General features: G+C 70.3%; 15 protein-coding genes. 11 read left to right on the forward strand and 4 right to left on the reverse strand.

Annotated elements, in window-relative coordinates; genetic code table 11:
* Positions 1 to 120: 120 nt before the first annotated feature.
* Both CACI_RS22165 and CACI_RS22170 read left to right on the forward strand, forming a co-directional pair.
* Positions 121 to 561 carry an SRPBCC domain-containing protein gene (locus CACI_RS22165; protein WP_015793071.1) on the forward strand — a complete coding sequence of 147 codons (441 nt, stop codon included), beginning with the start codon at positions 121 to 123 and terminating at the stop codon, positions 559 to 561.
* Between the two features lie 146 nt (positions 562 to 707).
* Entirely contained in the window at positions 708 to 1,037 is a 330-nt protein-coding gene (locus CACI_RS22170) for an ArsR/SmtB family transcription factor (protein ID WP_049872058.1), read from the forward strand.
* Between the two features lie 206 nt (positions 1,038 to 1,243).
* Here CACI_RS22170 and CACI_RS22175 read toward each other — a convergent pair whose 3' ends face one another.
* The 4 genes from CACI_RS22175 to mug form a co-directional block, all read right to left on the reverse strand.
* On the reverse strand, positions 1,244 to 2,272 hold the full coding sequence (locus tag CACI_RS22175; protein ID WP_015793073.1) for an N-acetylglucosamine kinase: 1,029 nt from the start codon (positions 2,270 to 2,272) through the stop codon (positions 1,244 to 1,246).
* Between the two features lie 34 nt (positions 2,273 to 2,306).
* Positions 2,307 to 2,525: a hypothetical protein gene (locus CACI_RS22180; RefSeq protein ID WP_015793074.1), complete on the reverse strand. Its 219-nt coding sequence runs from the start codon at positions 2,523 to 2,525 to the stop codon at positions 2,307 to 2,309.
* A 71-nt stretch (positions 2,526 to 2,596) separates the two neighbouring features.
* Entirely contained in the window at positions 2,597 to 3,073 is a 477-nt protein-coding gene (locus tag CACI_RS22185; RefSeq protein ID WP_041540409.1) for a hotdog fold thioesterase, read from the reverse strand.
* A gap of 10 nt (positions 3,074 to 3,083) precedes the next feature.
* Positions 3,084 to 3,647, reverse strand: a complete 564-nt coding sequence (mug, locus tag CACI_RS22190; protein ID WP_015793076.1) for a G/U mismatch-specific DNA glycosylase — start codon at positions 3,645 to 3,647, stop codon at positions 3,084 to 3,086.
* Between the two features lie 176 nt (positions 3,648 to 3,823).
* Here mug and CACI_RS22195 point away from each other — a divergent pair, with 176 nt between their 5' ends.
* The 9 genes from CACI_RS22195 to CACI_RS22235 all read left to right on the forward strand — a co-directional run bounded on the left by CACI_RS22195 (position 3,824) and on the right by CACI_RS22235 (position 14,497).
* Positions 3,824 to 5,089, forward strand: coding sequence for a cytochrome P450 family protein (locus tag CACI_RS22195; RefSeq protein ID WP_015793077.1), 1,266 nt, complete (start codon positions 3,824 to 3,826; stop codon positions 5,087 to 5,089).
* 130 nt (positions 5,090 to 5,219) lie between these two features.
* Positions 5,220 to 6,236 carry a Gfo/Idh/MocA family protein gene (locus CACI_RS22200; RefSeq protein WP_015793078.1) on the forward strand — a complete coding sequence of 339 codons (1,017 nt, stop codon included), beginning with the start codon at positions 5,220 to 5,222 and terminating at the stop codon, positions 6,234 to 6,236.
* Positions 6,233 to 7,102 carry a sugar phosphate isomerase/epimerase family protein gene (locus tag CACI_RS22205; RefSeq protein ID WP_015793079.1) on the forward strand — a complete coding sequence of 290 codons (870 nt, stop codon included), beginning with the start codon at positions 6,233 to 6,235 and terminating at the stop codon, positions 7,100 to 7,102. Before CACI_RS22200 ends, CACI_RS22205 begins: the two co-directional genes overlap by 4 nt.
* A complete protein-coding gene (gene iolC, locus CACI_RS22210; protein ID WP_015793080.1) occupies positions 7,099 to 8,043 on the forward strand; it encodes a 5-dehydro-2-deoxygluconokinase in 945 nt (314 codons plus the stop codon). Before CACI_RS22205 ends, iolC begins: the two co-directional genes overlap by 4 nt.
* Positions 8,044 to 8,513: 470 nt before the next feature.
* On the forward strand, positions 8,514 to 9,413 hold the full coding sequence (locus tag CACI_RS22215; protein ID WP_041542191.1) for a Cgl0159 family (beta/alpha)8-fold protein: 900 nt from the start codon (positions 8,514 to 8,516) through the stop codon (positions 9,411 to 9,413).
* The gene (gene iolD / locus CACI_RS22220; RefSeq protein ID WP_015793083.1) at positions 9,410 to 11,323 is read left to right on the forward strand and encodes a 3D-(3,5/4)-trihydroxycyclohexane-1,2-dione acylhydrolase (decyclizing); all 1,914 of its coding nucleotides are present in this window, start codon (positions 9,410 to 9,412) and stop codon (positions 11,321 to 11,323) included. Before CACI_RS22215 ends, iolD begins: the two co-directional genes overlap by 4 nt.
* Positions 11,324 to 11,352: 29 nt before the next feature.
* Positions 11,353 to 12,417, forward strand: coding sequence for a substrate-binding domain-containing protein (locus CACI_RS45930; protein ID WP_015793084.1), 1,065 nt, complete (start codon positions 11,353 to 11,355; stop codon positions 12,415 to 12,417).
* Positions 12,417 to 13,550, forward strand: coding sequence for an ABC transporter permease (locus CACI_RS22230; protein WP_015793085.1), 1,134 nt, complete (start codon positions 12,417 to 12,419; stop codon positions 13,548 to 13,550). Before CACI_RS45930 ends, CACI_RS22230 begins: the two co-directional genes overlap by 1 nt.
* On the forward strand, positions 13,547 to 14,497 hold the full coding sequence (locus tag CACI_RS22235) for an ATP-binding cassette domain-containing protein (protein ID WP_015793086.1): 951 nt from the start codon (positions 13,547 to 13,549) through the stop codon (positions 14,495 to 14,497). Before CACI_RS22230 ends, CACI_RS22235 begins: the two co-directional genes overlap by 4 nt.
* The last annotated feature ends 2 nt before the right edge of the window (positions 14,498 to 14,499 follow it).

Genomic DNA, 14,499 nt, shown 5'->3' on the forward strand with positions numbered 1-14,499 from the left:
ATCACCTGTCCGGAGCAGCGCGGACGCCAGTTGTGCAACCCACGGGTTGCGCGTCGGGCGGCGATGTGCAACTCTGAAGTTGCACGTTAAACATCGAACACCCGAGCGAAGGAGCACATCATGACCACCGCCATTCAGGACCGCATCGAGCGCGACACCCTCATCGCCGCCTCCCAGGACCGCGTCTGGTCCCTGGTGACCGAACCCGGCTTCTGGGTCGGTCCGACCGGCGCCACCGCCGCCCCCGGCCAGACCACCGTCGCCCACCACGACGAGTACGGCGACTTCCCGGTCCAGGTCGAGACCATCGAGCCCAAGCGCTACATCTCCTACCGCTGGGCCAGCGCCTACAGCGGCGAGGACCTCCGCGAGGGCATCACGACCCTGATCGAGTTCACCCTCACCCCCGAGCCCGACGGCACCCGCCTGCGCGTCGTCGAGAGCGGCTTCGCCGCCCTGGACGGCACCGACGACACCCGCCGCGGCGCCCTGAAGGACAATACGGAGGGCTGGAGCCAGGTGCTGGACGCGTTCAAGAAGCGCGCCGAAGAGGCGGCGTGAGGTCGCAGGAGGTTTCGATGGACGCGGCGGGGAGCGGTGGTGGCGGGGTCGCGGGCATCGTGGTCGGCGGCGCTGCCGACGCCGAGAACACCGGTGGTAGCTCCGGTAGCTCCGGCGGCCTCGCCCCCGAGCCGGTCGACGAGGTCCTGGCGGCGCTCGCCGATCCGACTCGCCGCCGTCTGCTGGACCTGATCTCCGCTCGGGGCGCCGCTTCCGCCACCGAGCTGGCCGGCGAGCTTCCGGTGACCAGGCAGGCGGTGGTCAAGCATCTCGCGGTGCTCGACGCCGCCGGTCTGGTCGTCGGCCGCCGCTTGGGGCGCGAGGTCCGGTACGAGGTGCGGTCGGCGGCGCTCGACGCGACCGCCCGCTGGATGACCGCCCTCGCCGCCGACTGGGACCGGCGCCTGGCCCGCATCAAGGCGGTCGCCGAAGCGGCTGAATCAGCGGAAGCAGCGGCGCGCGACAGCACCGGCTGAGCGTGCCGAGCGTATACATATCGCAACACTCTGTTTACCAAGGCCCTTGCCCCGAAAGCGCCGGTGGCGTGCCGGTTCGCCGATGGCGCCTGGCTGCCTTTCTTAACGAAGATTTCAGGTCGGCCTGCCATCATTTTGTGCTCCGGTGATTCGCGCTGCTGTCGACAGCGCGAATCACCGGAGTTTTGTTTGACCGGACCAGCAGTTCAGACAGACACCGGCGCGTCGGCGCCCCAGCGTCCCACCGCGTAGCGCACCGCGCCCACCACCGGAGCGTCGGTGACCACCGTGATCGGGCCGGGAGCGCGGTCCCGGACCCGGTCCAGCAACCGCGGGTGCCCCGCCGCCGCGACCGATCCGCCGAGCAGCACCGGCGGCGCCTCCAACCCCAGCGTGCGGGCCGCCGAGGTGGCCATGCCCGCGATCTCGTCGGCGAGCAGGTCGATCAGCCACCCCGCGATCTCGTCCCCGGCGTCGGCGGCGGCGAAGACCGCGGGCGCCAGCTGGGCCAGACGGCGGTCGGACTCCTGCCCGCGGTGGATCGCCAGGACCACGTCCAGCGCGCGCGGTCGGTCGAAGTGCGTGGTGACGGCGTCGAGCAGCGTGGTCGCCGGGCCGCGTCCGTCCTCGGCACGCACCGCCCAGAACAACGCGGCACGTCCCAGATCCCCGCCGCCGCCCCAGTCGCCGGACTCCCAGCCCAGACCGGGGAACGTCGCGGTGCGGCCGTCGGGGGCGACGGCGACGCAGTTGATGCCGGTGCCGCAGACGACTGCGACTCCCTCGCGCTGTGGCGAGCCCGCGTACAGCACGGCGAAGGTGTCGTTGGCGACGTAGACCTCCTGCGCCCAGCCGCGCGCCTCGACCTCCGCCTGCAAGGTGGTGATCTCCTCGGGCAGGTCGGCGCCGGCGAGGAAGGCCGCGATGCCGCGGACGCGGGGTGCGGCTGGGGCGGTCGCGGTGCTCGTCGTGCTAGCGGTGCTCGTCGTGCCGACGCCACTCGTCGTGCCGCCGACACCCTCAGCCTCCAGCACTTCGCCCACCAGCACCTCGCCCACCAGCGCGTCCAGCACCGCCATCGCCGCCGGCACGCCCGCCACCTGCGGCCGGAACGGCCCGCCGATCGCCTGGCGCACCTGCGTCCCGTCAGCGCGGACCAGGCGCACGTCGGTCTTACTGTTGCCGCCGTCCACCGCGAGAAGCAGGTCGGCGTGGCGTCCGTCAGCGGTGCTCATGGGCGGCACCCTACCGGGACGCGGCGATCTTGCCTCACTCGCCGCTCGGCGGTACCTTCGCCCGAGGCGGCAGAGCCAGCGGACTGATCCCCACCATCGTCAGCCCAGCCCGCGCGTAGCTCAGGAACACCGAGCGCGCCGCCCGGCACACCGCGCACCGCGCCCGCTCCCGCCGCCACACCCCGGACAGCTCCCGCCCGAGTTCATCGGCGTACTCCTGGAACACCACCCGGTCCTGATCGGCGACGGACATCAACAGCTCCTGACGGCAACTAAGAAGTGTGATCTGAGTTACAGCCATATTGCTGACACCCGTCAAAAAGGTCAACGACCAGTGACGACACGACTTCGCCCACGGAACTCCGCAACGACCTGCTCGCCATCCCCCACGACGTCAGCCTCGCGATCAGCACCGCCACCCACCCCGCCGCCCGCACCCCCGCGCGTCACCGTCACGTCATAGATCCCACTCCGCCCGAACACCACCCGCTCCACAGCCCGCGCCGTCAACACATCCCCCTCAGCCACCGCCGCCAGAAAGCTCACATCCGCCCCGGCGGCAACCGTCACCGGCCCACGACTGTTGCAAGCCAGCGCAAAAGCAGTATCGGCAAGCAGGAACACATAACCCCCGTGCCCGATACCGTGCCCATTCAGCATCGCCGCACCGACCCGCATCCGAGCCACAGCCCGCCCCGGCGCCACCTCGACCAACTCGATCCCCAGCCCCGCAGACGCCTTGTCGGCATCGAACATCCGACGCGCGGCATCCAGCCCGGCAGCTTCATCTTCGGAGTACATACCAGCGACTTTATGACGCCGCCGCCCCCTCGCCCTCCACGACCACCCGCAGCTCGGCGTACGCCGCGGCGAGCGTGTCGACGTTGTAGTGCGCGTTCAAGCCGCTGGGATTGGGCAGCACCCACACCCCGGTCTCCCCGAGCGTGAGCTCCTGACGTCCCATTACCGCCTTCGGCGCGTCGAAGGCGACTCGGTACGCACCGATGCCGACGATCGCTAGCCAGCGTGGCCGGTACTCGGCGACCTTCGCGCGCAGTGCCTCGCCGCCGGTGCGGTACTCCTCGGCGCGTAGTTCGGCGGCGCCGGCGGTGGCGCGGGGGACGACGTTGGTGATGCCCAGGCCGAGGGTGATCAGGTGGTCTTGCTCGTGGGGGGCTAGTTGGCGGGGGGTGAAGCCGGAGCGGTGGAGGGCGGGCCAGAAGCGGTTGCCGGGGCGGGCGAAGTGGTGGCCGGTGAGGGCGGACAGGAGGCCGGGGTTGATGCCGCAGAACAGGACGTTCAGGTGGGGGGCGATGACGTCGGCGAGGGTGCGGCCGTTCGCGGCGGCGAGGTCTTCGGGGGTGTAGCGGGCCATTGGTGCGTGCCGTTGCCTTTCCTCGCGGGTCGCGCGCGTCGTCCGGTATGACCGACCGTACGCGATGCCGGTGACGCCTGCCGTGCCCGCCGTGCCCGCCGTGTCCCACGGTGCCCGCGCCTCGCCGCCCGTGCGCCACCGTGACTGTCGGCAGCGGGGGAGTAAGAATCCTGAGTATGTCTGACCTTCCTGTGCTGAACACGTCCGACCCCGCTTACGCCCACGACCCCTACGCCGTGCTGGCTCCGATCGCCGAGGCCGGGCCGGTCGTCCGGACCATGGTCGACGGGTTGGCGGTATGGCTGGTGACCGGCTACGACGAGGCGGTGGAGGCGTTGTCCTCGCCGCGGATGAGCATCGACGGCATCAAGAACTCCGGGCCGGAGGCGCGCGAGGTGTTCTGGGCCGGCGCCGCGGACCGGGGTTTGCAGTCGCACATGGGACGGATGGATCCGCCGGATCACACGCGGCTGCGCGGTCTGGTGCAGCAGACGTTCACGCCCCGACGTGTCGCGGCGCTGGAGCCGTGGATCCGGGGGATCGTGCGGGAGAGGATCGAGGCGTTTCCCTCCGGCGACGCCGAGGTCGATCTGATGGCCGCCTTCGCCCTGCCGGTGCCGATCGCGGTGATCGCCGAGCTGCTGGGCATCGATGTCGCACAGCGATCCGACTTCCGGCACTGGGCCGACACGATTCTGCAGGCCAGCGAGCAGCAGGAGCAGGTCGCGGCTGCGGCTGAGGCGGCGCGCCGGATCATGGAGATGTTCGCAGCGCTGGTGGCGCAGCGCCGCGCCGCCGTCGGCGAGGTTTCGCTGGACATCTCCCACGAGGGCACGCTGATCGACGGTCTGATCCGAGCCCACGACGACGGCGACGCGCTGAACGAACGCGAGTTGCTCTCCTTGCTGTTCCTGCTGCTCGGCGCGGGGTACGAGACCACCGCCAATCTGATCGGTAACGGCATGCTGACCTTGCTGTCCGACCCCGCACGCCTGGCCGCCGTCCAAGCCGATCCGACCTTGCTGCCGGTGGCGATCGAGGAGTTCCTGCGCCTGGATCCGCCGGTGAAGGTGGTCTTTCCGCGCTATCCGCTGGCTGACGTCGAACTCGGCGGGGCGTTGATCCGCGCCGGCGAGCCGGTGTTGGTGCACTTCAGCGCGGTCAGCCGTGACGAGCGCCGCTTCAACGATCCGTCCGTCTACCGTCCCGGTCGCGGCGCCGACCGTTCCGAGCCGTCGCATCTGACGTTCGGCTACGGACTGCACCACTGTCTCGGCGCCCCGCTGGCGCGACTGGAGGCGCGTATCGCATTCGATGAACTGCTACGGACATATCCGGACATTGAGTTGGTGGGACCGGTCGAGAAGCTGCGGCGGGAGCACAGCCGCCTGTTCCGCGGGCTGTCGGCGCTGCCCGTGCGGCTGGGGGAGAGGGCACTCTGACTGGTGTCAACACCATGATGACAAGGTGTCCGGACGTTAAAATGTCATAACATTCTGTTGACCGGCTGCCCGGGCCGCAGGAAGCTCGACCAAGTGGCCACCACAAGCACCCGTAGCAACGGAGGCTGGCATGACACTGCTGGGGCTGGTCGGCGTCGGGCGCATCGGGGCCTTCCACGCCAAGACGCTGCACGGCCTGCCGGACGTCGAGGTGGTGGTCGCCGACGTCCAGGCCGGCCGGGCCGAGGAGCTGGCCGCCTCCCTGGGCGTGCGGTGGGCGCCGGACATCGGCTCGCTGCTGCGCACCGATCTGGACGCGCTGGTCGTCGCGACCTCCACCGGCAGCCACGCCGAGCTGATCGAGCGCGGCGTCGCCGCCGGGATCCCGGTCTTCTGCGAGAAACCCGTCGCCGAGAACAGCGCCAAGACGCTGGAGGTCATCAGCAGCGTCGACAAGTTCGGCGGCCGCGTGCAGATCGGTTTCCAGCGCCGCTTCGACGCCGGCTACGTCGCGGTGCGCGAGGAGGTGCAGACCGGGGCGCTGGGGCGCGTACACACCTTGCGGGCGCAGACCAGCGATCCGGTCCCGCCGCCCGCCAAGTACATCGCGACCTCCGGTGGGATCTTCCGCGACTGCAGCGTGCACGACTTCGACGCGATCCGGTGGGTGACCGGCCGCGAAGTGGTGTCGGTGTTCGCCTCCGGTTCGGCGCGCGGCGAGGCGTTCTTCGCCGAGTTCGGAGATGCTGACACCGCTGCGGCGGTGCTGCGGATGGACGACGACGCGCTGGCCTCCGTGACCGCGACGCGGTATCACGGCGCGGGGTACGCGGTGACGCTGGATGTGGCCGGAACGCAGGGCAGCGTCGGCGCCGGATATGACGACGGATTGCCGTTGCGACCGGTCGGGGTTCCTGACGCCGGGTCGGATGGAGCCTTTCCCAAGGGACCTGCCTATGCCGGCTTCATGGACCGTTTCCAGGAGGCCTACGCCGGGGAGCTGCAAGCCTTTGTGCAGTTCGCGCAGGGGCGGATCGAGAACCCCTGCCCGGTCGGCGAGGCGCTGGAAGCGTTGTATGTAGCCGAAGCCTGCGACGTCTCGCGAGCGCAGAATCGGCCGGTGACGATCGCGGAGGTACGGCGATGATCGCGGACCGGATCGCCGGGGCGCCGATCTCCTGGGGCGTGTGCGAGGTTCCCGGGTGGGGGCATCAGCTTTCTGCCGAGCGAGTGCTGACCGAGATGGCCGAGGCGGGGCTGCGCGCCACCGAGTTCGGGCCGGACGGGTTCCTGCCGGAGGATCCCGGCGAGCGGCGCGCGCTGCTGAAGGAGTATCAGCTTTCTGCGGTCGGCGGGTTCGTCCCGGCGGTGCTGCACGAGGCTGGGCACGATCCGTGGCCCGGCGTGGAGGAGGCACTGGGAGGCTTCACCGCGTCGGGTGCGGACCTGCTGGTCCTGGCGGCGGCGACCGGCGCGGACGGCTACGACTCGCGTCCGGTGCTCGACGCCGTGGGCTGGCGGCGGCTGTTCACGAACCTGGACCGGATCCGGGCGCGTGCCGTGGGTCTGGGCATCCGGACCTGTCTGCATCCGCACGTCGGCACGATGATCGAGACCGGCGGCGACGTGGAGCGGCTGCTCGAGGCCTCCGACACACCGCTGTGCCTGGACACCGGACATCTGCTGATCGGCGGCGGCGATCCGGCCTCGCTGGCGTCGCGCGCGGCGGACCGGATCGTGCACACGCATCTGAAGGACGTGGACGCCGCGCTCGCCGAGCGGGTGCGCGGCGGCGAGCTGACGTACTACGACGCGGTGCGTGCCGGGATGTACCAGCCGCTGGGGCGCGGGGACGCCGATATCGCAGGAGTCGTCTCCGCCCTGGAAGGGAACGGATATCAGGGCTGGTATGTACTGGAGCAGGACACCGTGCTGGACGCCGAGCCGGGGCGCGGGGACGGGCCGGCCGCCGATGTGCGCGCCTGCGCTGCGTTCCTGGAGGGCCTGGCATGAGCTATGACGTCATCACGATGGGGCGCATCGGGGTGGACGTGTATCCGCTGCAGGTCGGGGTCGGGCTGGAGGACGTGGAGACGTTCGGGAAGTTCCTCGGCGGCAGCGCCACGAACGTCGCCGTCGCCTCCGCGCGCCACGGACGCCGCACCGCGGTCGTCACGCGCGTCGGCGCCGATCCCTTCGGGCGCTTCGTACGGCGCGCACTGCGCGGGTTCGGGGTCGACGACGCCTTCCTGGCCGAGGTCGAGGGACTGCCGACACCGGTGACCTTCTGCGAGATGTTCCCGCCGGACGACTTCCCGATCTACTTCTACCGCTGGCCCAAAGCCCCCGACCTGATGATCGCCCCCGACGAGCTCGACCTGGACGCGATCGCCCGCGCGGGCGTCTTCTGGGCGACCCTCACCGGTCTGTCCGCCGAACCCAGCCGCTCAGCCCACCACGCCGCCTGGCAGGCCCGCGCCGCCAAGCCGCACACCATCCTCGACCTGGACTACCGCCCGCAGTTCTGGGACACCCGCGCCGCCGCCGGACGCGCCGCACGCCTGGCCCTGCCGCACGTCACCGCAGCCGTCGGCAACCTCGACGAATGCCTCACGGCGGTCGGCGAGCGCGACCCGCACCGCGCAGCCGACGCCCTGCTCAGCATGGGACCGAAGCTGGCAGTGGTGAAACTCGGCGCCGAAGGAGTCCTGGCCCGCACCGCCGACACAACCCTGGAGATCCCGGCACCCACAGTGAAAGTCCTCAACGGCCTCGGCGCCGGCGACGCATTCGGCGGCGCCCTCTGCCATGCACTGCTCGAAGCCTGGCCACTGAAGCGCGCACTCCACTTCGCCAACACCGCCGGCGCCCTGGTCGCCGCCCGCATCGAGTGCTCAACGGCGATGCCGGACACCGCGGAGGTCTTGGCGGCACTGGAGGCCGGGGATGCGTGAGGGGGCGGCGGACGGCTGGCGGCGCGATGGGGATGGTGGCGGCTCGGCGGCGCGTGGTGGGCGGCGAGGTGGCGACGGGGACCTTGTGGCTCGTGCCGGGCAGGGAGTTGGCGGCGGCGACTTCGTAGCGCGCGCTGAGCGGCGAGGTGGTGGCGGCGATCTCGTGGCTCGCCTCGGGCAGCGAGTTGGCGGCGGCGATCTCCTGGCTCGTGCTGGGCAGCGAGGTGGGTGGGGCGACTTCGTGGCGCGTGCCGAGCAGCGAGGTGGCCGTGGCGATCTCGTGGCGCGACCCGGGCAGCGAGGTGGCGGCGGCGATGTTGTTGTGTGCGTCGAGCATTTGGCTCGCTGCGACGCGTATGCCGCACAAGCTGAGTGTTCTCGTCGTGAGCTGCATGTCGCCCTCGCCAAAGCTGTGCCTCGGCCTGGATGCCTTGTTGTGCCGCGTGCTCCAACGATCGTGGAGGTGGTTCATGGTTGAGGTCGGGGAGATTCGGCGGTTGCGGCGGGTGCGGGTGGCGGAGCCGGAGGCTATTGCGGCGGCGGCTTCGGCGCGGCGGCGGCGGGGGGCGCTGGTTGATGGCGGGGGGCGGTTGATGCTTATTGCCGCTGATCATCCGGCGCGGGGGGCGTTGGGGGTGCGGGATGATCCGTTGGCGATGGGGGATCGGCGGGAGTTGCTGGAGCGGTTGGTGGTCGCGTTGGGGCGGCCGGGTGTTGATGGGGTGTTGGCGACCCCTGACATCGTGGAGGACCTGCTGCTGCTTGGTGCGTTGGAGGACCGGGTCGTTGTCGGCTCGATGAACCGGGGCGGGCTCGCCGGGTCGGTCTCCGAGCTCGATGACCGCTTCACCGCCTACGATGCCGCTGCCATAGCGTCCTCCGGCCTGGACGGCGGCAAGATGCTGCTCCGCATCGACCTCCGCGACCCGGACACCGTCTCCACGCTGGAGGCGTGCGGCCGCGCCGTCTCCGAGCTGGCCGCGCGCCGCCTGGTGGCGATGATCGAGCCCTTCATGGCCACGCGCGCCGGTGACGGCCGGTTGCGCAACGATCTGTCGGTCGCCGCCGTCGTCCGCGCCTGCGCGATAGCCGCAGGCCTGGGCTCGACCAGCGCCTACACCTGGCTGAAGCTGCCGGTCGTGGAGGAGATGGAACGCGTCCTGGCCGCCACCACGCTCCCGGTGCTGCTCCTTGGTGGCGACCCCGACGTCGCGCCGGAGGAGACGTACGCCGCCTGGGAGAAAGCCCTTGCCCTGGAAGGGGTTCACGGCCTGGTCGTAGGTCGAGCCCTGCTCTACCCGCCGGACGGCGACGTCGCCGCGGCCGTGGACACCGCCGCCGCGCTGGTGAAACCGGGGGTGCGGGAATGAGCACCGGAAACGCTGACAGCGCCGGCAGCACCCGCCCCACCCGCCGCCTCACCGTCGCCCAAGCCCTGGTCCGCTTCCTCGCGGTCCAGCACACCGAGCGCGACGGCACCGAGCACCGCCTCATCGAAGGCGTCTTCGGCATCTTCGGTCACGGCAACGTCGCAGGCCTCGGCGAAGCCCTCCTCGGCCTGGAACTCCAGGACCCGGCCCTGCTGCCCTACCGCCAGGCCCGCAACGAGCAGGCCATGGTCCACACCGCCGCCGCCTTCGCCCGCATGCGCGACCGCCTGTCCACCTACGCCTGCACCACCTCCGTCGGGCCCGGCGCCACCAACCTGGTCACCGGCGCCGCCCTGGCGACCGTCAACCGCCTCCCGGTTCTGCTGCTGCCCGGCGACGTCTTCGCGACCCGCCCCGCCAACCCGGTCCTGCAAGAACTGGAAGACCCGCGCAGCCTCGACATCTCCGTCAACGACACCTTGCGCCCGGTCTCCCGCTACTTCGACCGCGTCAACCGGCCCGAACAACTCCCCGCCGCGCTCATGGCGGCCATGCGGGTCCTGACCGACCCCGCCGAGACCGGCGCCGTGACCCTCGCCCTGCCGCAGGACGTGCAAGCCGAAGCCTGGGACTGGCCCGAAGAGCTGTTCCAGCACCGCGTCTGGCACGTCCCCCGCCCCCGCGCCGACCTGGCAGCAATAGAGCGCGCGGCGGCAGCGATCAAGAACTCCCGCCGTCCCCTCATCGTCGCCGGCGGTGGCGTCACCTACTCGCAGGCCACTGACACGCTGCGCACGTTCGCCCACGCCGCCGGCATCCCGGTCGCCGAAACCCAAGCCGGCAAAGGCGCTCTGGACGAATCCGACCCGCTGTCCCTCGGCGCGATCGGCGCGACCGGCACCCAAGCCGCGAACCTCATCGCGGCGCGCGCCGACCTCGTGATCGGCGTCGGAACCCGCTTCTCGGACTTCACCACCGCCTCGCACACCGCCTTCGCCGACCCGGACGTCCGCTTCGTCACCGTCAACATCGCCGCCTTCGACGCCGCCAAGCACGCCGGCGTATCAGTGGTCGCAGACGCCAGATCAGCCCTCGAAGACCTCACCGCCGCCCTCGACGGCTGGCGCACCGAAGCCGCCTTCCACGCCGAGATCGCCGACGTCCGCGCCCGGTGGGCCACGACCGTCCAGGGCGCCTACCGCTTCGCCAACGTCCCGCTGCCCTCGCAGATCGAGGTCATCGCCGCCGTCAACGACGCCGCCGAGCCCGGGGACGTGGTCGTCTGCGCGGCCGGTTCGATGCCCGGCGACCTGCACCGGCTCTGGCGCACCGGCGGCGACCCGAAGTCCTACCACGTCGAATACGGCTTCTCCTGCATGGGATACGAGATCGCCGGCGGCCTCGGCGTGAAGCTTGCCGCGCCCGAGCGCGAGGTCTACGTCCTGGTCGGCGACGGCTCCTACCTGATGCTCGCCCAGGAGATCGTTACGGCCGTGGCCGAGCGCGTGAAACTGATCGTGGTCCTGGTCGACAACGCCGGGTACGCCTCCATCGGCGCCCTGTCCGAATCCCTCGGCGCCCAGCGCTTCGGCACCGCCTACCGCTACCGCGGCGCGTCAGGACGCCTGAACGGCGGCCCGCTTCCGGTCGATCTCGCCGCCAACGCCGCGAGTCTCGGCGCGAACGTTGAGCGCGCCACCGACATCGAGGAGTTTGTCGCGGCGTTGGACCGGGCCAAAAAAGCCGACCGCATCACAGTCGTGCACGTCGCGACCGATCCGATGGCCGGCGCGCCCGACGGCGGCGCGTGGTGGGACGTGCCCGTGGCACAGGTATCAGACCTGGAATCCACTCGCGCGGCCAGAACGGGGTATGAGGAGGCGAAGAAAGCTCAACGCCCGTACCTGTAACGCCACAACGGAATGTGGAGGAGGCACGTATGGCACCGAGAACACCTTCCTCGATCGGCCGGCTGCTCACCGCGGCGCTGGCCACGCTGCTCCTGATCGCCGGCTGCTCGTCATCGAGCTCGAAGCCGAAGACCGCCGCCGCCGGCGGCGGTTCCTGCCCCTACACCTTCGCCGTCATCACCCACGGCGACAACGGCAACTTCTGGAGCGTCGTCTACAAGGGCGCCAAGGACGCCGCCAAGGACACCGGCTGCAAACTCTCCGAGACCTACGGCTCCCAGCAGCAGGGCCAGGCCCAGCCCGACGACAACGCCGAGAACGCGCAGATCCAGAACGCGATCAACGCCAAGGTCAACGGCATCATCGTCTCCGACCACGCGCCGAGCGTCATGAACTCCACCCTCGCCGCCGCCTCCGCCGCGGGCATCCCGGTGGTGCTGGTCAACGCCGGCTGCGACGACACCGACATCGCCGCGGCGAAAGCCATCACCTGTGTCGGACAGCCCGAGCAACTCGCGGGCAAACAAGCCGGGCAGCGCTTCGCCAGCGAAAACGCCTCCAACGTCCTGTGCGTCATCCACCAGTCCGGGCAAAACCTGCTCGACCGCTGTGACGGCATCGCGCAGGGTCTGGGCGTCGGCCAGAAGTGCTCGACCGGCAGCGCACCGGCTGCCGGACCTGCTTGCACCGAGCTGATCCTGTCCACGCCGAACGCCGCCTCCAACCCGCAGCAGGCCGTCGGCCAGGTCACCGCCTACCTGCAGTCGCACCCCGGCGTCAACGCGGTGATGACGCTGAACAACGCGATCGGGCAGTCGCTGGTCGTCGCCAAGCCGGCGAAGGTGAAGATCGCCACCTTCGACCTGTCCAGCGACGTGCAGAACGACCTGCAGGCCTCCCCGCCGACCCTGGACTTCGCCGTGGACCAGCAGCAGTACCTGCAGGGCTACCTACCGGTGGAATTCCTGTTCCTCTACAACAAGCACGAGGGCAACTCCGTCGGCGGCGGCACGACCGTGGCCAGCGGACCCAAACTCGTCGACAGCACCACCATCAAGTCCGTGGCAGCCGCGATCGCCGCCGGGGACGACTGATGACCGGTTCGGACATCGCGGTGGCCCGGCCCGGTGAGGCCGGGCCACCGCCCGCCGACGGATCCGACGGCGGCCAAGCGGACCAGCACGGCGACGGCGCCGGGAGGGCCGGCAGGCTGACCAGCCTTCTGCGACGCCCTGCCCTCGGCGCGCTGCTGGGCGCCATCGCAGTGTTCGTCGTCTTCACGATCACCGACAGCACCCCGCAACACCTGTGGCTGACGCAGACCGGATTCGAGGCCTGGGCTCAGCAAGCGGCGTTCTTCGGGATCATGGCGGTGCCGGTCGGGCTCTTGATGATCGGCGGCGAGTTCGACCTGTCGACCGGCGGCATGACAGGGTTCTGCGCGATCATCATGGCGCTGCTGGTCGGCAACGAGCATTGGAACGCCTGGGCGGCCGTGGCGGTCACGTTCGCGTTCGGGGCGCTGATCGGGGCGGTGAACGGGCTCGTCGTGACCCGCTCGGGACTGCCCAGCTTCATCGTCACGCTGGCCACGTATTTCGTCTTCCGCGGCTTGTCGGTCGGCGGGGTCCTGAAGGTGAACCACGGCAGCACCAACATCGGGCTGACCGGTACTCACCACCCCGGACTGAAGAGCGCCAAGGACGTCTTTGGCGGCTCCTTCGCGCACAGCACCGGACTGCCGGCCGGATATCAGACTGCGATCTTGTGGTTCGTCGGCGTCACCGTCGCCGCGGTGTGGCTGCTGGGGCGAACCCGGTTCGGGAACTGGGTGTTCGCCGTCGGCGGCGATGCCGACGCCGCCCGCAAGGTCGGCGTGCCGGTGCGGCGTACCAAGGTGCTGCTGTTCGTGGGGACGTCGAGCGCTGCGGCGCTGGTCGGCGTGATCTCGTTCCTGCAGAGCAATACCGCGGTATCTGAACAGGGCGTCGGGTACGAGTTCTACTACATCATCGCCGCGGTCGTCGGCGGCTGTCTGCTCACCGGCGGGCACGGCTCCGCGATCGGCGCGGCGTTGGGCGCCTGCATCATCGGGATGGCGCTGCAAGGCGTCATCTACTCCGGCTGGGACAGCTCGTGGGACTTCACGTTCCTCGGCGCGATCCTGTTCCTGGCCGTGGCCGTCAATACCCTGACTCACCGGCGAGCGATGAGGGCGCGCAGATGACGACGCTGCTGGAAGCCGACGGCGTCGGCAAGTACTTCGGGAACGTGCGCGCGTTGAGCGGCGTGTCGCTGTCGGTGCGTGCCGGGCAGGTGACGTGCGTGCTCGGCGACAACGGAGCGGGCAAGTCCACGCTCATCAAGATCCTGTCCGGGGTGTTCACTCCCGACGAGGGCGAGGTGCGCATCGACGGCGCCGCCGTGAAGTTCCACAGCCCTCGCGACGCCCGCGCCGCCGGTATCGCCACGGTGTTCCAGGACCTGGCGATGGTGCCGCTGATGGCGATCTGGCGGAACTTCTACCTCGGGTCGGAGCCGACCAAGGGGTGGGGACCGTGGCGGCGTTTCGACGCGCGTGCCGCGCGAGCCAGCACGCGTGAGGCGTTGTCGGCGATGGGGATCGATCTGCGCGACCCGGACCAGCCGGTCGGGACGCTCTCCGGCGGGGAGCGGCAGTCGGTGGCGATCGCGCGCGCCGTGCACTTCGGTGCCAGGGTCCTGATTCTGGACGAGCCGACCTCGGCGCTGGGGGTCAAGCAGGCCGGGGTGGTGCTGCGGCGGGTCGTGCAGGCACGGGAGAGGGGTTTGGGCGTCGTTTTCATCACCCACAACCCGCATCACGCGCATCCTGTGGGGGACCGGTTCGTAGTGTTGAACCGTGGCCGGTTGCTCGGGGACTTCGCCAAGAACGAGATCAGCCGGGACGAGTTGGTGCGGCTGATGGCCGGCGGCGCGGAGTTGGAGACGCTCGGGCATGAGCTGGAGCGGATTCCGGGGATCGAGGTCGAACCGGAACCGGAGCTGGAATCTGATCCGGAACAGGAATCTGAATCGAAACCTGACATGCACGCGCAAGACTCACAAGAGGAGTTGGATGGGCACCGATCGCACCAACCGCACGACCCGCAAGCCGGTCCGGCGCCGGCTGAAGCGCTCGATGAAGACGGCTGATC

This window comes from Catenulispora acidiphila DSM 44928, from assembly GCF_000024025.1.
In the GTDB taxonomy this organism is placed as follows: Bacteria; Actinomycetota; Actinomycetes; order Streptomycetales; family Catenulisporaceae; genus Catenulispora; species Catenulispora acidiphila.